This is a genomic window from Spirulina sp. CS-785/01 (genome assembly GCF_028330525.1).
Classification (GTDB): domain Bacteria; phylum Cyanobacteriota; class Cyanobacteriia; order Cyanobacteriales; family Spirulinaceae; genus JAQMSD01.
Window position 1 is genome coordinate 1 of record NZ_JAQMSD010000282.1, and the last position, 23216, is coordinate 23216.

The 23216-nt window shown below is 47.7% G+C and carries 19 protein-coding genes; 9 read left to right on the forward strand and 10 right to left on the reverse strand.

The window, feature by feature from the left end:
• Positions 1-198: 198 nt before the first annotated feature.
• Complete coding sequence (locus PN462_RS18220; RefSeq protein WP_272130250.1) at positions 199-2601, reverse strand: phosphoketolase family protein; 2403 nt, start codon at positions 2599-2601, stop codon at positions 199-201.
• Positions 2602-2921: 320 nt separating this feature from the next.
• Between PN462_RS18220 and PN462_RS18225 the strand changes: the two genes are divergently transcribed.
• Both PN462_RS18225 and PN462_RS18230 read left to right on the forward strand, forming a co-directional pair.
• Positions 2922-3101, forward strand: a complete 180-nt coding sequence (locus PN462_RS18225; protein ID WP_272130251.1) for a hypothetical protein — start codon at positions 2922-2924, stop codon at positions 3099-3101.
• A gap of 257 nt (positions 3102-3358) precedes the next feature.
• Positions 3359-4288, forward strand: a complete 930-nt coding sequence (locus PN462_RS18230; RefSeq protein WP_272130252.1) for a glycosyltransferase family 2 protein — start codon at positions 3359-3361, stop codon at positions 4286-4288.
• Positions 4289-4419: 131 nt separating this feature from the next.
• Here the strand turns inward: PN462_RS18230 and minC are convergent, their stop codons facing one another.
• The 4 genes from minC to petM all read right to left on the reverse strand — a co-directional run bounded on the left by minC (position 4420) and on the right by petM (position 7409).
• Positions 4420-5541, reverse strand: coding sequence for a septum site-determining protein MinC (minC, locus tag PN462_RS18235; RefSeq protein ID WP_272130253.1), 1122 nt, complete (start codon positions 5539-5541; stop codon positions 4420-4422).
• A gap of 94 nt (positions 5542-5635) precedes the next feature.
• Positions 5636-6559, reverse strand: coding sequence for a thylakoid membrane protein ThyD (thyD, locus tag PN462_RS18240; RefSeq protein ID WP_272130254.1), 924 nt, complete (start codon positions 6557-6559; stop codon positions 5636-5638).
• Between the two features lie 108 nt (positions 6560-6667).
• Positions 6668-7036, reverse strand: coding sequence for a photosystem II reaction center protein Psb28 (gene psb28 / locus PN462_RS18245; protein ID WP_272130255.1), 369 nt, complete (start codon positions 7034-7036; stop codon positions 6668-6670).
• Between the two features lie 274 nt (positions 7037-7310).
• Complete coding sequence (gene petM, locus PN462_RS18250) at positions 7311-7409, reverse strand: cytochrome b6-f complex subunit PetM (RefSeq protein ID WP_334310476.1); 99 nt, start codon at positions 7407-7409, stop codon at positions 7311-7313.
• Positions 7410-7563: 154 nt separating this feature from the next.
• Between petM and pdxA the strand changes: the two genes are divergently transcribed.
• Genes pdxA through PN462_RS18265 form a run of 3 tightly spaced genes read left to right on the forward strand, consistent with a single transcriptional unit; the run spans position 7564 to position 9174 of the window.
• Positions 7564-8595 carry a 4-hydroxythreonine-4-phosphate dehydrogenase PdxA gene (gene pdxA, locus PN462_RS18255; RefSeq protein WP_272130256.1) on the forward strand — a complete coding sequence of 344 codons (1032 nt, stop codon included), beginning with the start codon at positions 7564-7566 and terminating at the stop codon, positions 8593-8595.
• A 50-nt stretch (positions 8596-8645) separates the two neighbouring features.
• A complete protein-coding gene (locus PN462_RS18260) occupies positions 8646-8834 on the forward strand; it encodes a hypothetical protein (protein WP_272130257.1) in 189 nt (62 codons plus the stop codon).
• Positions 8824-9174 carry an adenylate/guanylate cyclase domain-containing protein gene (locus PN462_RS18265; protein WP_272130258.1) on the forward strand — a complete coding sequence of 117 codons (351 nt, stop codon included), beginning with the start codon at positions 8824-8826 and terminating at the stop codon, positions 9172-9174. Before PN462_RS18260 ends, PN462_RS18265 begins: the two co-directional genes overlap by 11 nt.
• A 242-nt stretch (positions 9175-9416) precedes the next feature.
• Here PN462_RS18265 and PN462_RS18270 read toward each other — a convergent pair whose 3' ends face one another.
• Complete coding sequence (locus PN462_RS18270; RefSeq protein WP_272130259.1) at positions 9417-9806, reverse strand: hypothetical protein; 390 nt, start codon at positions 9804-9806, stop codon at positions 9417-9419.
• Between the two features lie 129 nt (positions 9807-9935).
• Here PN462_RS18270 and PN462_RS18275 point away from each other — a divergent pair, with 129 nt between their 5' ends.
• Positions 9936-11072 (forward strand): esterase-like activity of phytase family protein, encoded by a 1137-nt coding sequence (locus PN462_RS18275; RefSeq protein ID WP_272130260.1) that lies wholly within the window; start codon positions 9936-9938, stop codon positions 11070-11072.
• 258 nt (positions 11073-11330) lie between these two features.
• Positions 11331-14576, forward strand: coding sequence for a carbamoyl-phosphate synthase large subunit (gene carB / locus PN462_RS18280; protein WP_272130261.1), 3246 nt, complete (start codon positions 11331-11333; stop codon positions 14574-14576).
• A gap of 354 nt (positions 14577-14930) precedes the next feature.
• Here the strand turns inward: carB and PN462_RS18285 are convergent, their stop codons facing one another.
• A complete protein-coding gene (locus PN462_RS18285; RefSeq protein WP_272130262.1) occupies positions 14931-15302 on the reverse strand; it encodes a DUF1823 family protein in 372 nt (123 codons plus the stop codon).
• Between the two features lie 32 nt (positions 15303-15334).
• On the opposite strand from PN462_RS18285, the gene PN462_RS18290 reads away from it, so the two are divergent.
• Positions 15335-16249: a DMT family transporter gene (locus PN462_RS18290; protein ID WP_272130263.1), complete on the forward strand. Its 915-nt coding sequence runs from the start codon at positions 15335-15337 to the stop codon at positions 16247-16249.
• 51 nt (positions 16250-16300) lie between these two features.
• A complete protein-coding gene (locus tag PN462_RS18295) occupies positions 16301-17305 on the forward strand; it encodes a peptidylprolyl isomerase (RefSeq protein WP_272130264.1) in 1005 nt (334 codons plus the stop codon).
• Between the two features lie 123 nt (positions 17306-17428).
• Here the strand turns inward: PN462_RS18295 and PN462_RS18300 are convergent, their stop codons facing one another.
• From PN462_RS18300 to prmA, 3 genes are all read right to left on the reverse strand, one after another.
• A complete protein-coding gene (locus PN462_RS18300) occupies positions 17429-21583 on the reverse strand; it encodes a GAF domain-containing protein (protein ID WP_272130265.1) in 4155 nt (1384 codons plus the stop codon).
• 167 nt (positions 21584-21750) lie between these two features.
• Positions 21751-22098: a hypothetical protein gene (locus PN462_RS18305; RefSeq protein WP_272130266.1), complete on the reverse strand. Its 348-nt coding sequence runs from the start codon at positions 22096-22098 to the stop codon at positions 21751-21753.
• Positions 22099-22315: 217 nt separating this feature from the next.
• The gene (gene prmA / locus PN462_RS18310; RefSeq protein ID WP_272130267.1) at positions 22316-23203 is read right to left on the reverse strand and encodes a 50S ribosomal protein L11 methyltransferase; all 888 of its coding nucleotides are present in this window, start codon (positions 23201-23203) and stop codon (positions 22316-22318) included.
• Positions 23204-23216: the final 13 nt, after the last annotated feature.

Here is a 23216-nt window from a genome sequence, read left to right on the forward strand (position 1 = left end):
TGGAGTCGCCCTCACCCCCCAACCCCCTCTCCCAACCTTGGGAGAGGGGGAGAAAATGTCTCTCACAAGTGTCTGAAACAACGGTGTCTCGTTCTACAATTTCTCACCTTGACAGGGCTGGGCTGGCAATGCCCACCCTACCATGATTAAGACTTCACAAGGAGATTTGGGGTGAGTGTCCCACCCAAGGCCAACTCATTAATACGGCCAAGTCCAATGGGTAATTTCCGGCTTATCTTCCCCATGCTCACAAGCATAATGTAAATGTTCCAGAATCGAATTCTTCATCCGTTCCTTCACATAAGCCGCCGCAGACTGTAACTTAGGCACACGGTCAATCACATCAATCACCAAATTAAACCGATCAATCTGATTACGAATCGCCAACTCTAACGGTGTATTAATATTCCCCTTCTCCTTATAGCCCCGCACATGAATCCGTTCCTGATTGGTGCGACGATAGGTTAACTTGTGAATTAACCAAGGATACCCGTGGAAATTGAACATCACTGGCTTATCCGGCGTAAACAGCGTATCAAAATCCCGATTGGATAACCCGTGGGGGTGTTCACTCTCCGACTGTAGCTTAAATAAATCCACCACATTAATAAAGCGAACCTTCAACTCCCGAAACTCCTCCCGGAGAATCGCCGTGGCCGCCAACGCTTCTCGCGTGGGAATATCCCCACAACCAGCCATCACCACATCCGGGATATCCGGTTCTTTCCCCTGATCATCATTACTGGCCCATTCCCAAATACCAATCCCCTTGGCACAATGCTGAATGGCCTCCTCCATATTCAAATATTGGAGGTGCATTTGCTTATCCGCCACAATCACATTCACATAATTCACACTGCGGAGACAATGATCCCCCACAGACAGCAAACAATTGGCATCAGGAGGGAAATAAACCCGCACCACTTCCGCACTCTTATTGGTCACTAAGTCCACAAAACCGGGGTCTTGGTGACTAAAGCCATTATGGTCTTGTCGCCATACTGTCGAAGACAGCATAATATTCAACGAGGAAATAGGCCGCCGCCAGGGGACTTCATGTTTGCAAATATCTAACCATTTGGCGTGTTGGTTAAACATCGAGTCAATGACGTGGGCAAATGCTTCATAGGTGTGGAAAAAGCCGTGCCGTCCCGTCAAGAGATATCCTTCTAACCATCCCTCTAGGGTATGTTCGCTCAACATCTCCATCACGCGACCATCGGGGGATAATTCACTGCCATCCAAGTCTTCTGGCAAGAAATCTGCCATCCAGGTCTTTTTACTGGCCTCATACACCGAAGACAAACGGTTAGAAGCCGTTTCATCGGGCCCAAACATCCGGAACGTTTCCATATTACGCCCCATCACATCCCGGAGGAAATAACTGAGGGTTTTTGTATTTCCCGCTTCCATCGTCCCCGGTTTCTCGATATCGACAGCATATTGTCTAAAATCGGGGAGGTCTAATTCTTTACGCACTAATCCCCCATTGGTTAAGGGGTTGGCACTCATGCGACGCTCTCCTTTCGGGGCAATTTCCTTTAATTCCGGAATTAATGTCCCATTTTCATCAAATAATTCCTCTGGTTTATAGCCTTTCATCCAGTCTGCCAGCATTTGCCGATGTTCGGCATTACTGTGCATTCCTCCCATAGGGACTTGGTGCGCTCTCCAGAACCCTTCGACTTTGTGGCCATCCACTTCTTTGGGTCCGGTCCACCCTTTGGGAGTCCGTAAAATAATCATGGGCCACCGTGGCCGTTTGGCTTCCCCGGTGCGTCGCGCTTCTTCTTGAATGGTGCGAATTTCTTGGACACAATGTTCTAAGGTGGCGGCCATTTTCGGGTGCATTGCTGCGGGGTCTTCCCCTTCCACCACATAGGGGGTATATCCATAGCCCACAAAGAGGTTTTCTAGCTCCTCTCGGCTAATGCGGGAGAGAATGGTGGGATTGGCGATTTTATAGCCATTGAGGTGGAGAATGGGTAACACAGCCCCATCTCGGACTGGATTTAAGAATTTATTGGAATGCCAAGCGGTGGCCAGGGGCCCGGTTTCGGCTTCGCCATCCCCTACCATTACCGTAGCGATTAAATCAGGATTGTCGAATACTGCGCCATAGGCATGGGCGACACTATAGCCTAATTCTCCCCCTTCATGAATTGACCCAGGGGTTTCGGGGGTGCAGTGACTACCAATTCCCCCAGGAAAAGAGAATTGCTTGAAAAAGCGGCGCATCCCTTCTTCATCTTGGCCAATATTCGGGTAAACCTCAGAATATGTGCCTTCGAGATAGGCTGGAGCGAGGACTCCTGGCGCACCATGGCCGGGCCCGGCGAGGAAAATGGCATTGAGTTTGTATTTCTCGATCAAGCGGTTGAGATGAATATAGGCAAAACTTAATCCTGGACTTGATCCCCAGTGACCGAGGAGGCGATGCTTGATATGTTCCGGTTTTAGGGGGTCTTTGAGTAAGGGGTTGTCTCGCAAATAGATCATCCCGGCGGCAAGGTAGTTACAGGCTCGCCAGTAGGCATCAATCTTGCGCTGTTCTTCTGCATCTAATGCCGTTTGCGTCGGGCGTTGGGGTGCTGCGACCATAAAATATCTCCTGACTTTCAAGAATAGCAAAGCAATTTTGTGAGCATTCTAACCTAACTTTTTCTCAAGCATCAGTTCGAGGGTAGTCTAGGCTACATAATCTGGAGAAAGGTAGATATGACCGCCTCACGCTGGGCGTTTTCCCTCCATTTGGGCTTTGACTGTGACTGAGATCACGAGGGGCAAGAGCTAAATATCACGACTTAGTTTTCTTTGAGATCACAAAGGCAAAAACAAAAGATCACAGAATCCTCACATTTTTAAGGTCATATTAATAAGTAAGGATAAAAACTAACCATAAAATACAGGGATCAAGAGCAATGAACACAAACGTTAAGGAAATGACGGCAAACGTCTTGTCTTCTCGGAGTATTTCTCGCCTCGAACAGCAAATTATGATAGCATTGTTGGGGCAAGAAGATTTAGATGAGCAGGACAGAACTTTAATTCAACGAGTATTTTATGGTATTCGTCATGGACTGTTAAAGACTGTTGATTAGAGACGGTTGATTAGAGGCGGTGGGCGAGTGCCGTTTGTATTGTCTGTGAAAGATGGAAAACGAGAGAACTATCAAAAGACTGATCTTGAGAACTTTTCTGCAATAGGAACGGACTTCGCTTTGGTCTTCTGTACGGAATTGTTTGACTCAACAGCCTAGCCATGCAGAAAAGTGCTAGGCTGTAGGGAGAATAGGAGTTAGGACGACTGAACCGCCTCCTCCTGGGTCTGTTAATCTCCATATTTTCCTGAATAGCTGTGTTTTTGACTGTCGTTATTCCGACTTATAACCGTAAACCGATTTTAGAGAAATGTCTCCGGGCGTTAGAGTCGCAACAATTCACTCCGGAGAGTGGCATTACGGGTTATGAGGTGGTGGTGGTGGATGATGGGTCAACGGATGGGACGGTGGACTGGTTGAAGTCCCAACCCGCAGAATTTCCCCATTTGGTGCTTTATACCCAAGATCATCAGGGGCCGGCGGCGGCCCGGAATTTGGGGGTAGAACGGGCGCGGGGGGAGATTATTATTTTTATTGATAGTGATTTGGTGGTGACGGAGTGTTTTTTACAGGCCCATGCGGTGGGGTTACGGGAGGGGGCGAAACGGTTGGGAAGTGAGGCGGTTTTCACCTATGGGACGGTGGTGAATACTTGTAATTTTGCTGATCCGACTTCTGAACCCTATAAGTTGACGGATTTTTCGGCGGCTTATTTTGCGACGGGGAATGTGGCGATCGCGCGTCACTGGTTAATCAAAGCCGGCCTCTTTGACCCCCAATTTCAACAATACGGATGGGAAGACCTAGAATTAGGCGTTCGCTTAAAACAACTGGGCTTAAAATTAATCAAATGCCCCCAAGCAGTAGGCTACCACTGGCATCCTCCCTTTCAACTCCAAGACATTCCCAATCTGATCGAAAAAGAAAAACAACGGGGTCGTATGGGGGTTTTATTCTATCAAAAACACCCCACATGGGAAGTCCGCATGATGATTCAAATGACCCTCTTACATCGTCTTCTCTGGGGACTCCTCTCCCTTGGCGGGTTAGTCAATGAAAAAACCCTAGCCCCCCTCCTCCAATGGCTTATCAACCGAGGCAACCCCCAACTCGCCCTAGAAATTGCCCGCGTTTTCCTCAATTGGTATAACGTGAAAGCTGTTTATGCTGCTTATCGGAATAATTAATAATGGGTAATGGGTAATGGTGTTAAGACACCGGGTTTCTCTCCAAAGTCATCCTATTCTCTCAAAATCCTAAAAGAAACCCGGTTTCTCCCGCCACCAAGAACAAACAAAAAACAACCAATTGTTAATTGTTAAGTTTTATCGACCCAACAGTTGCGACTCATGGAGAAAATATGGGTTTTGAAGAAATTGACGGCTTGGGATAAGCGGATGCCGGATTCGGCGACGTAGGCGATTTCGGGGTGATAGACTTTGGGGGGTCGTTCGGGGGGGCGTGCGATCGCATCTGCTATTCTGAGTTGCATGGCTTCCATCTGTAAGGCGACAATGTGACAAGTCCGGTTGCCTTGGGCCCCGGCGTAGGCAATACCCCGTAATCGCCCCAAAACCATGATATCCCCCGCCGCAATCACTTTACTCCCTGGATTCACATCCCCTAACACAATGACCGTCCCTGGATGTTGAATTTCCATTCCCGATCGCAGGGTTGATTTAAGATAAAGGGGGGCATCCCAATGTTCCGCAGAGACACTGGTTTCAGCATCTAGAGAAGACTCTTTTGGTTTCTGTGGCGTTGGGGTTTGTTGGTTGACGGACAACCCGCAGGAAGCCGCCGCAACGGCAGTTTTGCGCCGTTGAGTTTGAAGGGTGGTGACTTCTAACCCAACTTCTTTTAAGGCTTGTATAATGGCTTTAATTTGTTGACTATCTAATAGTTGATCTCGGCTAATTAATTGAGCTTTTGTCCCCATTTTCCAAGACCGTTCTCCCGCTTGTAAGCGGTGTTTCAATTGCGCCCACATTTCGGACCAATGGGCTTTGACTGAGAGTTGTTTGGCTTTGGGAAAGAGAAGATGAATTTCATCCCCCTGAGACTTGAGGCGAAGTTGGGAGTCTCGGAGGGCAACTGGGGAGGGTTGAGGTTTTTTGGTGGACTGTTTTGGGGATGTCTCTTTAGGTTTCTCAACCGCTTTCTCTGTGGGGTTCTCTGGGGTCTTCTTCACCGATGGTTTAGCCGCTTTCTCTGTGGGGTTCTCTGGGGACTTCTTGGCGGCTGTCTCACTGGGTTGATCTACAACGGATTGCCCTGTTTTTTGCCCCTCTGGGGACGTTTTAGCGGGTTGATCGGGATGAGTCTCCTTTTTCGCAGAAAACTCCTCATTCACCTCTCCAAACGCCTCTGAGAGTTCCTCTAGGTCTAAATCAGGTAGGTTTAAATCAGGGGGAGTTGTAGAAGGGTTATTGTTGGTCATTGGTCATTGGTCATTGGGTAATGGGTCATTGGTAATGGGTAATGGATAATGGGTGTAACTCTCTCACTATCAACTATCAGCTATCAACTCCCTATCAACTCTTAACAATGGAAGTGATAGCATCTTTGACATGGGAATATTGAAACTCAAACCCGCTTTTTTGGGTGGCTTTGGGGAGGACTTCTTGGCCTTCTAAAACCACAACGGCCCCGTCTCCGAGTAGGGTTTCAATGACGAAACCAGGAACAGGTAGCCAAGAGGGACGGTTCATAACCCTGCCGAGAGTATCACAAAACTGCTGCATTCGGACGGGATGGGGGGCTGTGGCGTTGTAAACTCCGGCCATATCGGGGTTGTCTAGACTGTGTAAGATTAAATTCACCACATCTTCCCGATGAACCCAAGAAAACCATTGTTTGCCACTGCCGATGGGGCCTCCAGCGTATAGTTTAAAGGGAGGAATGAGTTTTGCGATCGCGCCCCCATTGCCCAACACAATCCCAAAGCGTAAAATGGCCAAGCGAACCCCGGTATTTTTCACCTTCTCTGCGGCCCCTTCCCAACGTTTACACACTTCCGCCAAGAAATCATTACCTGGAGGACTACTTTCATCAAAAGTTGCCGTTTCGCTTGTTCCGTAGTAGCCTATCGCCGAGGCATTAACCAGAACCGAGGGTTTTGACTCCGCTTTGTCTATGGCCTCAACAAGTTTCTGGGTCCCTACTTCCCGACTTGCGATAATTTCCCGTTTCCGGTTTTCCGTCCAACGACCTTCTGATAAAGATTCTCCTGCTAAGTTTACCACTCCATCACAGCCGGACACAGCGTTTTGCCACTCTCCGGACTCTTTGGGGGTGTAAGCAACTGCTGTAACATGGGAAAAATTATTTTTGGGGAAGACTTTCATGGCCTTTTCTGGACTACGAGTGAATAAAATAATTTCATCCCCTCGTTTTTCGAGTTTCTCAACTACACGCTGTCCAACAAACCCAGTTCCCCCTGTGACGGCAACTTTCATCTCATTTCCTCCTTACAGTTTGACCTAATTAGAGTAGATTCGGGTGACGTTCCCAACCCCCCCAATTACATCTTAATCACGATTAAATCACGAGCCTATTTTTCTTGACTATTTTTCTTGATAGGCCATCCCATTTGCCTCTGCATAACGATGGAGAAAACGCATCATGCGTTCCCATTGATCTTCTTGATCAATATCAATTTGACAAGTCACTCCTTCTAAGTCGTCTCCGTCATCTCCTCCAAAGCGAACTTTAATCGAGGAGGGAGTTACAGCAATTTTTCCTTCGGAGTCGGTTAACTGTAATGTTCCCTTGGTTCCTTTGGTAAAACTGTTCATCAAGTTAATTGCTTTTAAATTATCAAAAACGAGGACAATATTGCGAGTCCCGCTTTCTTTACCCTGACGCAATTTAACATTACTCAGTTCTTCATAAACACCGTTTAAAAATTCTATGCTTGGTTTGGTTTCAGACATTTTTTTTATGATATGAGAGGTTTTTTTATGGTTTGATAGTCTAATTTTAAGTTAACTCAATTTTTTATGAATTGAGAATAAATTCCGGTTGGATTAACAATCTAATATCCTGAGAGGGGCAGAGTTTCTAGAAACTGGAAAGGCTACAATTTTCTATTTCCTATTCCCTATTTTCTTGCCTCACAAGGCTAACCCGTTGTAAAAGAAAATATCAATGAACCCTTGAAAAAGCCCGAATGAAACATCCGGACTTTTTGCAAAAACAGGGAAACGTTTATTCTGCTTCGCCACCTTGAATTTTTAACAGTAAAAATCCTAGACCTAATCCAACTAAAATTAGACCAGAAGAAAGAATGGCTGCATTGAACATCATGTTGCTACTACTCCTTAAAGCAATTTTTTTTAAACTGGGGATGGCTGACTCAGAGTACCCAACAAATCGTCCATTTGGGGGGGATTTGGTCAACCTTGAGTCATAATCAACCTACAGAGTATTGTAGAACAGCACTGTCTCAAAACGAAACCAATTGCAAATGGAAATCGCCATCCCGATAGGAGACCCTGCCGGAATTGGGCCGGAAGTGGTGTTAAAAGCCCTTGCAGACCCCGAAATCACCCAAAAATGTCAAATCACCCTTGTGGGGGAAAGAACTCTCCTAGAAGCCGCTTATATTAATTTGCTGCAACAGGGAGTGGAGGAAATTGCCTCCCCCAGTCAGTTTACGCTTTTGGATATTCCCCTTGATCAAGAGATCATGGAACAAATTGAACCGGGGAAGGGGAATGCGGCCAGTGGAGAGGCCAGTTTTAAGTTTCTTGATGCAGCAATCAGGGAAACCTTGGCCGGAGGGTTTCAGGGGATTGTGACGGCCCCTATTGCGAAATCCCACTGGCAGGCCGCAGGATATAATTATCCAGGACAGACGGAGGTTTTAGCGAGTCGGTCTGGTTGCGATCGCTTCGGAATGTTATTTGTGGGAACATCTCCTCACACGGGATGGAGACTGATCACCCTGTTGGCCACCACCCACATCCCTCTCCACCAAGTTTCCGAGACTCTCACCCCAGAGTTACTCACTGGGAAATTAGACTTATTAATCGACACTTTAAAACAGGATTTTGGCATTGAGTCTCCCACCATTGCCATTTCCGGGTTAAACCCTCACAGTGGGGAAGATGGCCAGTTGGGGAGAGAGGAAAAGGACTGGATGCAGTCGTGGTTAATGATGCAACAACACAACTATCCCCAAACGGAGTTAGTTGGCCCGGTCCCTCCTGATACCCTGTGGGTTAAACCGGGCCAAGCCTGGTTTCACGATAGTACAATTAAAACAGCCGATGGGTATTTGGCGTTATATCATGATCAGGGGTTAATTCCGGTGAAATTAATGGCGTTTGATCAAGCGATTAATACGACGATTGGTTTACCCTTTATTCGGACTTCTCCCGATCATGGGACGGCCTTTGATATTGCCGGAAAAGGGGTGGCCAAGGCTGAGAGTATGAAAGCAGCAATTCAATTAGCGTCAGAGTTAACAATGAGGCGGTTTTCGGGGTGATATCTAGAACCTTTCTAGGACTGTCAAAAGGTTAGCGTCAAAAGGTCAGCATGGTCTCTAAAAATATTTATACTCGCTTTTCTATATTTTGGGGCATTAAGGGGATGTTGTCCCTGTTTCAGGAGTATGTGGACGCATTAAAAAATGCAGAGGGTCATTATGAGTTGTGGCGCGATCGCTTTATGAAAGCGGGGTTATTATTAGGGATTGCGATCGCGTCTGCTTGTATTGTTACCTGAAGATCATGCAGTTGCGATCGCCAGTATGGCCCTAGAAATGCAAATCGCCCTTTCCCACTATAACCAACACTATCACCACTCCCTAAATTTACACATTGGCATTCATACAGGAGAGGTGGTTGCAGGAGTAATTGGCCTGAAAAAATTTGCCTATGACTTATGGGGAGACACAGTAAATACAGCAAGTCGTATGGAGTCTCACAGCATCCCCGGAAAAATCCAAGTCAGTGAGTTAACCTATCACTATTTAAAAGACAACTATCAGTTAGAAAAACGAGGCAAAGTAACGGTGAAAGGGAAAGGAGACATGGAGACTTATTTTTTATTAGGTGAATTATGATGATGATCTAGGCAAAAATATTGCCATCTTTCCGTCATCCTGGGTATCGTAGAACATGAGTATAAAACTCGCAATCACTTCGTTCTATGGTGAAATTAATCGTAAAAAAGGGCTGAATTTTCGGCATTCAACCCCTTAACCTTAGTTGATACGTCACAACAGTTACACCGTGACGGCTTGTTATTCATCCATCCGTTTCAAACCGATGGCTTTTTAACTGATTTTTCTGTAAGTATTTAAACTTATTGATTGCCCATTTGTCGGGCCAGAGAACGGAAACTGTCTAAACTGGGACCCGGACGACGTTTGGGATAGGTGCGGGTGTATAAGAGATAATCCGGTGCAAAGGTCATATCCGGTTGAGGTTCGGGTTTAGACTCGCTGGTAGCAGGAGCAGGGGCTGCAGGGGCCGTGACGGGTTGGGGTTTTGCTTCCCCTTGGGCTGGTTTGGGTTCTGCTTTTGTAGGTTTTTCCTCTTTTGCAGGTTCGGGTTTTGCTTCAGTTTTGGCCGGTTCGGACTTTGCTTCTGGTTTAGCTTGCTGATCTTGGGGTTTCCCAGACTCGCTTTTGTTCTCGTCAAGCTCTAAATAATAGGACTCTCCGCCTGTTAATTTTTTCAGGAAGTTAACCACGATAATTGTCTCCTCTCTGGATCGTTATTAATGGTGTATTCTGAGAATGAGTTCATATAAGTTAATATTTTAAATGAAATTGGGTAATTTCCCAAATGGTTTTGTGTGATGTCAATGTAATTCAGTCTAATGTGGCAAAAATTCTTATTTCTTTTAACGCTACTGGCATTATCCCTAGGATTAACCGCCTGTCAACCCCGACAAGTCATGGCCGAAGACCGCTTATTTTTAGATTTATCGGTGGACTTTGTTGGGGCGGTGGAATTGCCGAAAACCGAGTATGAGGGGACAACCGTGGGGGGATTGTCGGGTTTAACTTACGATCGCCAGCGCGATCGCTTCTATGCCATCTCCGACGATCGCAGTCGCCAAGCCCCGGCCCGCTTCTACACCCTCCAGCTTACCCTAGAAACTACCCCCCAAGTGACCCTAGAAAACGTCACAACCCTCAAAAACGAACAAGGGAACACCTACCCCGAAAACGGCATTGATCCCGAATCCATTGCCCTTTCCCCCAGAGATACCCTCTACATTAGCAGCGAAGGCATCCCCAAGGACAATATTGCCCCCTTCATTGGCGAATTTAACCGAGAAACCGGACAAAAACTCAACGAACTCCGCATCCCCAAACGCTTCCTCCCCAACACCCCCATCCGCAACGATAACCCCCCCCACGGGGTTCAAGATAACCTAGGCTTTGAAGCCCTGGCCTTGGGCATTACCAGCGTAGCCGAAGCCGATCCCTTCCGTCTATTCACCGCCCCCGAATTTTCCCTCATCCAAGATGACATGGAACACACCCCCGACACCCAACCCCGTCTCCGTCTCCTCCATTACGGAATCAACCCCGTCGGGCCGCCGATTTTAGTCTCCGAAACCCTCTATCTCCTTGAACCCATCCCCGAAAGTGCCATCTCCCACGGTTTAACCGAATTAATTGCCCTACAGCGAGAAGGCTACCTCCTCAGTTTAGAACGGAGTTTCAGCCCCCTGATGGGAGTCACAGCGAAATTATTTCAAGTCACCAGTGGCAATGCGACTGACACTTCCCGCATCGACAATTTAAAAAGCATTAATATTGTCGAACCCATGGGAAAACGATTGTTGTTTGACCTGAACACCCTCGATATCCCCTTAGATAACCTAGAAGGGATGGCACTGGGGCCTTATTTCCCCGATGGCAGTCAGAGTCTCATTTTCGTCAGTGATGATAATTTCGGAGAGGAACAAGTCACCCAGTTTTTAGTATTTCGCTTATATCAGTAATCAGTAATCAGTAATCAGTAGTATATCTCCCCCATCTTCCCTATCTCCCCCATCTTCCCTATCTCCCCCATCTTCCCTATCTCCCCCATCTTCGCTGGAAAGGGAACGGGGAACGGGGAAATGGTTCACCCATCAAGACAATTGAACCGAAAATTTACCTCAAACAAGGGGCAAAATATAAAAATGTGAACAATTTGCTAGTGGAGGGGTGCTATACAATGGTCTGGATTTAGACACCATGAGCGATTATAGAAAGCTATGCCGCGTCGTGACGATTTACACAAAATCTTGCTACTAGGGTCAGGTCCAATCATTATTGGACAAGCCTGTGAATTTGACTATTCAGGAACTCAGGCGTGCAAAGCCTTACGGCAAGAAGGCTATGAGGTTATTTTGGTTAACTCCAATCCGGCGACCATTATGACCGATCCAGAAATGGCAGACCGGACTTATATTGAACCGTTAACCCCCGATATTGTGGCCAAGGTGATTGAAAAAGAACGGCCCGATGCGTTACTTCCCACCATGGGCGGACAAACGGGGCTGAATGTGGCGGTTGATTTGGCTAAAGCAGGGATTCTCGATAAATATGAGGTGGACCTCATTGGAGCAGATTTAGAGGCCATTGAGAAGGCGGAAGACCGTCAACTCTTTAAAGAGGCCATGGCGAAAATTGGCGTGAAGGTCTGCCCCTCCGGGATTGCGAGTAATTTAGAGGAAGCCCGGGCGATCGCGGCCCATATTGGCTCTTATCCTCTCATTATTCGCCCTGCGTTCACCATGGGGGGAACAGGAGGCGGTATCGCCTACAACCAAGAGGAATATGAGGATATGGCCTATGCGGGACTGGATGCCTCCCCCGTGTCGCAAATTCTGGTGGAACAGTCCCTTTTGGGGTGGAAGGAATACGAATTAGAGGTGATGCGGGATTTGGCCGATAATGTGGTCATTATCTGTAGCATTGAAAACTTAGACCCCATGGGAGTCCATACTGGGGACTCCATTACCGTTGCCCCGGCCCAAACCCTCACGGATAAAGAATATCAACGACTGCGGGACTTTTCCATTAAAATTATCCGGGAAATTGGCGTAGAAACTGGCGGGTCAAATATTCAATTTTCCGTCAACCCCGTCGATGGGGATGTAGTGGTGATCGAAATGAACCCCCGTGTGTCCCGTTCTTCGGCCTTGGCCTCCAAAGCGACAGGTTTCCCCATTGCCAAATTTGCGGCGAAATTAGCGGTGGGTTATACCCTGGATGAGATCGCCAATGATATCACCAAGAAAACCCCGGCTTCTTTTGAACCTACTATTGATTATGTGGTGACGAAGATTCCTCGGTTTGCTTTTGAGAAATTCCCAGGGGCCCAACCGGTTTTAACCACACAGATGAAGTCTGTGGGGGAGGCCATGGCCATTGGTCGCACCTTCTGTGAGTCTTTCCAGAAAGCCTTGCGCTCTTTGGAAACGGGGCGATATGGGTTTGGTTGCGATCGCGCAGAAACCCTCCCCTCTCTCCAACAAGTCCGGGCCAACTTACGCACCCCCAACCCAGAACGGATTTACAGTATCTATCATGCCTTTAAACTGGGCATGACGGTGGAGGAGATTCACGAATTAACCGCCATTGATCCCTGGTTCTTGGATAAATTGGCGGAATTGATGGAAACGGAGAAATATCTCAAACAAACCCCCCTGAAAGAAATCGACGCGGTAGAATTGCGCTATATCAAACAACAGGGATTTAGCGATCGCCAGATTGCCTTCGCCACCAAAACCAGCGAAGATGATGTCCGGGCCTACCGCAAATCCCTCGGCATTACCCCGGTTTATAAATTAGTGGATACCTGTGCCGCCGAGTTTGAAGCCTATACCCCCTATTACTACTCCACCTACGAGGAAGGCGAGTCCGAAGACACGGTATCCGACAAGCCGAAAGTGATGATCTTAGGGGGAGGGCCCAACCGTATTGGCCAAGGGATCGAGTTTGACTACTGCTGTTGTCATGCCTCCTTCTCCCTGCGAGGTGAGGAATACGAGACGATCATGGTTAACTCCAACCCGGAAACCGTCTCCACTGACTACGATACCAGCGATCGCTTGTATTTCGAGCCACTCACCAAAGAAGATGTCCTCAACATCATCGAAACCGAATATCCCAATGGGATTATCATTCAATTTGGTGGCCAAACCCCGTTAAAACTCGCTGTTCCCCTAGAAAACTATTTAGCGAGTCAAGGAGACTCCTTCCCCACCAAAATTTGGGGAACAACCCCCGAATCCATTGATATTGCCGAAGATCGGGAAAAATTCGAGCATATCTTAGAACAATTGGCCATTTCTCAACCCCCCAACGGCATCGCCCGCAGTTATGAAGAAGCCTTAGCCGTTGCCAACCGCATTCAATATCCCGTCGTGGTGCGTCCCTCCTACGTTTTAGGCGGTCGTGCCATGGAGATCGTCTATTCGGATGAAGAATTAGAGCGATATATGACCTTTGCGGTACAGGTTGAACCCGAACATCCCATCTTAATCGACAAATTCCTAGAAAATGCCGTGGAAGTGGATGTAGATGCGATCGCCGATAAAGAGGGAACAGTGGTCATTGCCGGGATCATGGAACATATCGAACAAGCGGGAATTCACTCCGGAGACTCTGCCTGTTCCATCCCCCATACCAGCTTAACGGAGGATGTGTTACATCTGATCCGCACCTCCACCATTCAACTGGCCAAAGCCTTAAATGTGGTCGGCTTAATGAACATCCAGTACGCCGTCCAAGGGGATAAAGTTTATATCCTAGAAGCCAACCCCCGTGCGTCTCGGACTATTCCCTACGTCTCCAAAGCCACAGGTGTTCCTTTCGCCAAAATGGCCTCCCTCGCCATGTCTGGGAAAACGCTCACAGAACTCGGCTTAACCGAAGAACCGAAACGGCAGCACGTCGCGGTGAAAGAAGCCGTCTTACCCTTTAAGAAATTCCCTGGCACGGATACCATTTTAGGGCCAGAAATGCGCTCTACTGGGGAAGTGATGGGCATTGACATCGACTTTGGCCGCGCCTTTGCCAAAGCCGAATTAGCCGCCGGAGAAGTGCTACCTCTCTCTGGGACAGTGTTTGTGTCTATCAATGACCGGGATAAACCCTATGTGATCCCCGTTGTGAAAGATTTTGCCAAATTAGGCTTCAAAATCATTGCCACGGAGGGAACATTGGCGGCCTTACAAAAAGAAGGCATTAAAGCCGATTTAATCCTGAAATTACACCAAGGTCGTCCTAATGTTTTAGATGCCATCAAAAACAAGCAAATTCACCTGATTATTAATAGTCCATCGGGTCAAGATGCACGAGAAGATGGTATTTTAATTCGTCGGACTTGTTTGGCGTATAAAATTCCCTTGGTGACAACTATGGCCGGGGCCCGGGCAACGGTGGCGGCTATTCGTTCGTTACAGTCTCAACCCCTAGGCGTGAAAGCGATCCAAGACTATATAATGACGTAGTTGGGGTAACAGAAACCCGGTTTCTTGGCTTTCACTAGGGTTTTAAGAGAGAGAAACCGGGTTTCTTGGTTCATTGAACGGCTTAACCATTCAACCCCGATAGAAACCCGGTTTCTTGGCTTTCTCTAGGGTTTTAAGAGGGAGAAACCGGGTTTCTTGGTTCATTGAACAGGTTAACCATTCAACCCTGATAGAAACCCGGTTTCTTAGCTTTTGCTAAGGGTTTTAAGAGGGAGAAACCGGGTTTCTTGGTTCATTGAACAGGTTAACCATTCAACCCTGATAGAAACCCGGTTTCTTAGCTTTTGCTAAGGGTTTGAGAGGGGATGAGGATTTTCAGCCCATCCCCTTTAGCTAGAGGAGCAAACCATTGTCTTGCATATAACTGAGCAACCAGTTGGCCATAGTCGCTCTCCGGGTTTGTCGGGGTCCAAATTCGCCGATTTTATAGCCCTTAAAGCCTAATTTTTCTTTGAGGAGTTGTTTATTGGGTTTGGGGATAGATCGGGTTAATTTGACCGTGGGGCGGCGATTTTCGATAAAATCTGGGGGGTCGGGATAGTCCTCGCGCCAGTCGTCGGGGACGTTTTCGTTGTCCCACGTTTGGGTGCTGTCGTTGTACTGATAGCCTAAATAATGCCACACTAATTGATTCACGGTGGCATCATCGAGTTTTTCGTGAATAATGTCCCAAATGGTGTTGGTGTTTAACGGGGGTAAGGTCATTAATGTTAACTTTAATTCGCAAAACCTAAGTTATGAGTATTTTCTCCCAGCAACCGCGGCCATGGCAAGTGAGTCTTGTTTTAGGGTTGGGGGTGTTTGCGGTTTCGACGGCGGCCATTTTTATTCGTCTGGCCATGCAGGAGGCCCAAATGCAGGGGGTGGGGTTTAGTTTGTTTGTGGCGGCGACTCGGTTGCTGTTTGCGGCGGGGGTGTTGCTTCCGGGGTGGCGGACTGTTCGCCAAACTCAGGTGTCCCGGAAGGCGTGGGGCTATGCGGTGGGGGCCGGGGTGGTGTTGGCGGCGCATTTTGTGGCTTGGGTGACTTCTTTGTCGTTTACTTCTATTGCGGCTTCTACGACTTTAGTGACGACTAACCCGGTTTGGGTGACGATTTTGGCTTGGTGGTGGTTTGGGGAACGGTTAAGCCAGTTAACGATTTTTGGGATTATTTTATCGTTGCTTGGGGGCGGTTTAATTGCCTGGGGTGGGGCTGAGGGAAGTAGTGTGGGGTCTAATCCTTTGTTGGGGGATGGGTTGGCGTTGATGGGGGCCTGGTGTGTGAGTTTGTATTTTCTTTTGGGACGGGAGGCGCAACGAGAGGGGTTAGGGACTGGGAGTTATGTGGTGGTGGCTTATACGGTGGCGGCGTTGGTTTTATTGCCGTTACCGCTTTTGTGGGGGACGGCTTACTGGGGGTATCCGGGGACGGTTTATCTTTATATTCTGCTGATGGCTTTAATTTCTCAGGTGTTTGGCCATACGGTGTTTAATTGGGCGGTGCGGTGGGTATCGCCGACGTTTGTGACGTTGGGGATTTTATTTGAACCTGTGGGATCAAGTGGTTTGGGGTTTTTGGTGTTTGGGGAAGTGCCGGGGATGTTGGTGGTGGTGGGGGCTATGGTTTTATTATTGGGGGTAGCCATTGCAATTTTCGGTAACAGGAATTGAATCTGGTATTAGAATAGAGGCGATCGCTAGATAAAACGAGGAGAAAAAATCGTGATCCGCGATTGGGGTTTATGGGAATTAGCCAATAGTGATTGGGATAACTATCTGCCGATGCAGTCTCAGCAACCAGTTTTCCCTCTGTCTGCTGTCGGGTTTTGGTTAAAACCCCATTTGACCCATGAGGTGGAGTCTTCTCCCGCAAAAATGCCTCCTCCTGCTGAGACAGAAACCCCTCCTTTGGAGGAGTCGGGAGTTGAGAGTCGGGAGTCGGAAATTAAAAAAGTGATGGATGGTGAGAAGCAAGTATCAACCCCTCAGTCCTCTAACTCTAAACCGCTTTTACAAATTGAGGATTTAACGGTGACGGGAGAGGAAATTATGCCCTTGTTGCAGAAATATCAACTGCTCTCGAAACTGGTGCAAGAAATTTTAATCGATCGCGCGATCGCAACTATTCCCGACGCTCCCGACGAGCTTAACACAGCCCTCGAAAATTTCTTTGTCAGTCAAAACTTAACCACCGACAAACAGCGACAAGGATGGTTACAACGTCAAGGGATGAGTAATGAAGACTTACAAACCCTCGTCAGTCGTCGCCTGAAATTAGAAAAATTTAAAGAACAACAATGGGGCGACACCGTAGAAACAGAATTCCATAACCGCAAAGACCAACTCGACCAAGTAAATTATCATCTACTCCGCACCAAAGATGCCGGAATTGCCCAAGAATTATATTTTCGCTTATTAGAAGGAGAAGGAGACTTTGAAGAATTAGCCCGCAGTTATTCCCAAGGGCCAGAAGCGAAAAATGGAGGAGCAATTGGTCCCGTTTCTTTAAGCAATATTCACCCCACTCTCCAAGAAATGTTCCACCGCAGCAAACCCGGCCAACTCTGGTCCCCCACCTTTATTGATAATTGGTTTGTCATTGCCCGTCTAGACCAATTTATTCCCGCCGAATTTGATAAAAAGAACCGTCAACAATTGTTAAATGATTGTTTTAATCAGTGGTTACAAGAAGAACGGCAAAACGTTGAAATCGTTGCTCATGAATAATGGATAATTGGTTAGGGAGAAACCGGGTTTCTTATCCTCATTTTGTGTAAAATATCAAACACTAATACAGAAACCCGGTTTCTAGATATTAGACCAACAACCAACAACCAACAACAAAAAAACCTAATTTACCTTAAACTGCTTCACAACTTCCTGTAACTGTTCTGCCGTTGCCACAGAATCTTGTACCACCTTCGATAACTCCACCGAAGAAGTCGAAGTCGTATTAGAAATTTCAGCAACTTCTCGCATGGTTTGTGTCACCGACTCCGACTGTTTTAACTGCGTTGTGGTTGCCGTGGTAATGCCTTCGACTAACTCGCTAATTTGTGCTGTAGCTGCGGCAATAGCCGTTAAATTCCCCTTGGTTTCTTCCACTAAATTTGTCCCCACACTTACCTGAGTAATAGCGGCCTCAGTGACTTTAATAACCTCGCTAGTTTGGGTGCGAATTTCTGCCACTAAATTGGAGATTTCAGAGGTGGCATTAGCCGACTGACGGGCCAAGGACCGCACCTCATCAGCAACCACCGCAAACCCTTTCCCGTATTCTCCCGCACGGGTGGCCTCAATAGCTGCATTCAAGGATAATAACTGAGTCTGGGTAGCAAAATCCCCGATTAAATTCACCACGCGGTCAATTTTCTGGGTGGACTCACTCAACTCGCGGATTTTTTGACTCGCTTCCGACACGGTATCCCGAATGGCCACAATGCCTTCTACTGTCCGGTTCATGGCTTCATCCCCGGATTTTACCGTTTGGTTGGCGTTTTGTACCGCTTGTTCGATAGACTCCGCATTGGTGTTCACATCCTTGGTAGAGTTGACCATTTTCTGTAACTCCGCCAAAGCTTCATTTAACTCTTGGGCTTGCTGTTGCGCTTGTTCTGCCAATTTGCGGATTTGTGCGTCACTCCCGGCGGATTTTTCTGTCACCAAGGCGGTGGCTTTCTGTACCTGCATGACGATGCCTCGGAGACTTTGCAGGGTGTTATTATACACATCGGCAATAGTCCCTAGTTCGTCGTCTGAGAGGGGCGCACGCACCGTTAAATCCCCTTCTAATGCCGGACGGACGGCGGAGAGTAACTGGATGGCCCGTTGTTGTAAATTTTCTCTGCTGGTTTTTTCTCGGTTTGCTGCTTCGGCGAGTTGGTCAGCTTGTTGGCGGAGTTTTTGCAAGTCTTCGGCCCGTTGTAGGGCAATTCCCAACTGGGCCCCTAGTTGTACCATGAGTTGAATTTCTGCATCTTCCCAGACTCTGGGCCCCGAACATTGATAGTTGGCTAAGAGTCCCCAGAGGGTGTCTCCTTGGAAAATTGGCACGGTAATATAAGCTCGGGCCTGGAAGTCTTCTAAGAGTTCTAAATAGCAGGGGGGGAAACCGGAGTTATAAACGTCATTACTGACGCGGAATTGTTCCCCTTTACGGTAGGTTCCCCCTTGGGTTTTCTGTAAATAGGTGTCTTGGGAGGCCCGTTGTCTGGCCTGCATTTCTTTGATGGTGCAACCTTCGGTGTCGATGTTGTTGCGGGTTTGTTCTAAGATACTGGGGTCTTCTCCTTGGGCCCCTAATAGGGAGGTCCAACCGGGTTCGACGGACTCGGCGACGAATTGCCCACTCCAGTCTTCGTTAAACTGATAAATGCCTACTCGGTCGGATTTAAAGATTTTCCGGGCTTCGGTGGTGGCGATGCGGAAAATGGTTTTAATTTCGGTGGATTGTTTAATTTTATCACTGATGAGCGCGATCGCGCGTTCCCGTTCGACGGCTTCTTCGAGTTTCTGTTTCTGTAACTTGAGTTGTTCTAAGTCTTCGGCCCGTTGTAAAGCTATCCCCAACTGGGACCCCAAGTTGACCATCAGTTTAATTTCTTCATCTTTCCACACCCTGGGCCCAGAACATTGATAACAAGGCATTAACCCCCAGAGGGTTTCCCCAAGGAAGATGGGAACGGTAATATAAGCACGGGCTTGGAAACTTTCGAGGAGTTGCAAATAACAGTCGGGAAACTCAGAGTTATACACATCATTACTGGCCCGGAATTGTTCCCCTTTACGATAGGTCCCCCCTTTGGTGTCTTGTAAATAGGTATCTTGGGAGGCCAGTTGCCGCACTTTCATGTCCTTAATGGTGCAGCCTTCACTGTTAATATTACTATCTGTCCCTTGTAATATCTTCTCATCCTCCACCTGTGCGCCTAAAAGCGACTTCCAACCGGGGGCGACGGACTCAGCGACAAATTCCCCACTCCAGTCCTCATTAAAGCGATAAATGCCCACTCGGTCTGCTTTCAGTAACTTGCGGACTTCTTCGGTGGCCACTTTAAAAATGGCGTTGGTATCTTGGAATTGTTTAATTTTATCACTGACCAGCGCGATCGCCCGTTCCCGTTCCACCGCTTCTTCTAGTTGTGCTTTTTGGACTTTCAGTTGGTCTAAGTCTTCGGCCCGTTGCAAAGCTATTCCTAACTGGGACCCCAAGTTGACGACTAAATTAATATCTTCTTGTTGCCACACACGGGGACCCGAACATTGATAATTGGCTAATAGTCCCCAGAGTGTCTTACCGAGGAAAATGGGAACAGTAATATAGGCCCGGGCCTGGAAACTTTCTAATAATTCAATATAACAATCGGGGAATCCTGCCTTATAAATATCATTGGTGGCACGATATTGGTCTCCTTGACGATATGTTCCCCCCTGGGTCCGTTGTAAGTAGGTATCTTTGGCCCCTAACTCCTTGGTCCGCATATTTTTAATGGTGCAACCCTCGGTGTTAATATTGGTGTCTGTCCCTTCTAACAGTTTTGGGTCTTCTCCTTGGGTCCCTAGTAGGGATAACCAACCGGCCCCGACGGACTCGGCCACAAATTCCCCAGTCCAGTCTTCATTAAAGCGATAAATAACCACTCGGTCTGACTTGAGTAACTGGCGAATTTCTTGGGTTGCGTTGCGGAAAATAATGTTGGTATCGAGGGATTGTTTAATTTTATCACTGACTCGTGCGATCGCTTTTTCCCGTTCCACGGCTTGCTGTAACTGGGCCGCTTGTCGTTTCTGTTGTCGCAACGAGGCCGCTTGTTGTAGCGCAACCCCCAACTGGTCGGCAATTTGCAGCATCAGGTTCACCTCCTCACTCTGCCAATGACGGGGCCCCCCGCATTGATAACTAGCCAATAATCCCCATAAGCGATCGCCCTGATACACCCCCACGGTAAGATAGGCTTTAGCCTGAATCCGTTCGAGGAGTTCCACATAACAAGCAGGAAACCCCATCTCATACACATTATCGACAACGCGATATTTTTCCCCGCGACTATAAACCCCCCCTTTCGTCCGTTCTAAATGCGTATCAACAATTTCCCCCCGTCCCCCAGTCGTCACCATCTGTTTCAGGTTACAGTCCTCACTATTATCCCGAAACAACTTCTCATCTGGGGGGTTTTGTAGCAGCGAAGTCCACCCCGGTCCCACCGACTCAGCCACAAACTGGCCACTCCAGTCCCGATTAAAACGATAAATCCCCACCCGGTCTGCTTGCAACAACTGCCGGACTTCCTGCGTAGTAGATTGAAAAATCGTGCGAATATCCAAAGAACGACGAATGCGGTCTATCACCTTATTGACCGTCTGTTCCCGGACTTGTTGCTGTTGTAACTTCTCCTGATACTGATACCCCACCAAATGCAGGGATAAGGCCGTCGCAATTTGGTCTAACAGCGTCGCATCCACCTCTCCCCACCGTCGGGCCTCATTACACTGCTGTACCACCAACAGTCCCCAAATTTGTCCCCCTAACCGAATTGGAGACGCTAAACTAGAGCGAACCTGGAACTTTTCTAGGAGTTGTAGTTGGTAGGGAGTGACTTGAGTTGTGGCAGAATAGGCAATAGAGACACATCCCCGGTTATACTCATTACGAATATCCGCCCCAAAAAACGTCGCAGGAAGCGTTTCCCGAACCGCAGGAGTCCACCCTCGGTCAATGGACTCTGCTAAAACAATTCCTTTTTGTTCTGTCTGAAACTGATAAATTAACGTCCGTGACCCCTGAAACAGTTGTTTCACCTGTTCTACAGTGTTATTCAGTAGCGCGTTGCGGTTTTTCGCTTGACTGAGAACCGACTGCACCCGCGTTACCTGTTCCCGCATCCACTGAAACTGTTTTTCCAGGTCGGGAGGTGCAAGTTGTAACGGTTCTTGACTTTGACTCCCATTCTGTTGGGAGGAGGAGTCTTGGGGAGAAGTGGGTTGGTTGGGGTAAATAGCTGTCATAAAACTAGCAAAGGCGTTGTTTTAGGCGGGTCTAGGCTACATTTTTGCATCCCTCAGACCCTTGGTATCATCGGCTCTCTCTATTTTGACACGGACACAGGGAAGGGTTCTATATTTTTCTGGTGTTGCTCATTCATTGACCCAGAATAACAGAGTCCCGCGTCACCTTAACCCACATCTATGGGAGAAAAAGGAGTTCTCGAATAATTGGCCTGTCCCTTACCTGCCATAATTTTTTCTGACTTAAAAGAAACCTTTAACTCCGGTAACTCTGAAGTCTCTAACCGTCTCCCGATTTCTGCTTTGGCTAACTCCAGTTTAGGAAATTCTGGGCTTGTTCCAAAGGGAATCCACACACTATAGTTATTCAGGGACGGAATTTTAATATTAACTTTGGCCGGAGCAACCCGTTTACGGGGGGATACATAAAATTGAGTAAGATACCCTTCCCCATTGTCTAATTTATTGTCTAATTTTAAGGCGGGTTTCGCAAAATCCCGCAAATAGTCTTCCAATAAGAGCTACGCTTTGCGATCTACCTGAACCAACAAATAAAGCGTCTCAAATTGAGAATAGAGAGCAGATTTTTTTGTGTTATTTAAAATTCCGGTTGCTGAGTTTCTTGGTTGGGGATTATTTTGATATTGTTCAAAGCAAAAGCATTCGATAAAAAGCCCGATCTGATCTTGGCAGAGCCAATTGCCTATTAACTTTGCTAGTAACCCCCCCAATTTAAGGTCGTCGGACATTAAAACAACACCATTCGTCATGTTTCCAGAGGGTGGCCACAATCCAACCGTATTCTTCGAGGATATCTGCAATGGGTTTAGCTTGATCTAATAAAATTCCGCTTAAAATGCCCCATCCTTTGGGTTTGACGATTTCGGTAAGGTCGGGGATCATCTCGACAATGACTTCGGCCAAAATATTACACAATACACCATCTACTTGACCGCCGACCATTTTGGGAATACGCTCAACACTGCCTTTTTTGACGATTAAACGCTCTGGGTCAATGTGGTTGAGGTCTCGGTTGGCGGCGGTGGCCTTCACCGAGAGGGGGTCGGTATCGACGGCGTAGGCTTGACCCATCCCCAATAATAACGCGCCAATGGAGAGAATGCCTGACCCACAGCCCACATCAGCAACAATTAAATCTTTCCTTTCTGGGGTGACGCGCATTTCTAAGGACTCTAGACAGAGTTGGGTGGTGGCGTGGGTCCCAGTGCCGAAGGCCGCACCGGGATCAAGGCGGATGATGGTGCGATCGCTGTCTGGAGGAGTTAACCAAGCGGGACAGATTAAAAAGCGATCGCCGATTTCTTGGGGTTGCCAATGTTCCTTCCAACTACTCGCCCAGTCTTCCTCATCCAACACCCGCCACTGGGCCAAGGGGGCGGGTAGTTCCAAAGATAACGCATCCTGTCGTAACCACAAGGCCAAGGCCGCCAAATCCAAAGATTTCGACGTTTCTTGGGGGAGATAGCCCCGAATGAGTCGGGAGTCCCCCTGATACTCACTGGCAGTCCCCCGACAGCCAAATTCCTCCAATCGCCAGAAGACTAAATCTTCTTGCATGGGTTCACACAGGATCGTTATTTCCCACCAGTGGTTAGACATGGAACTTCCCCAC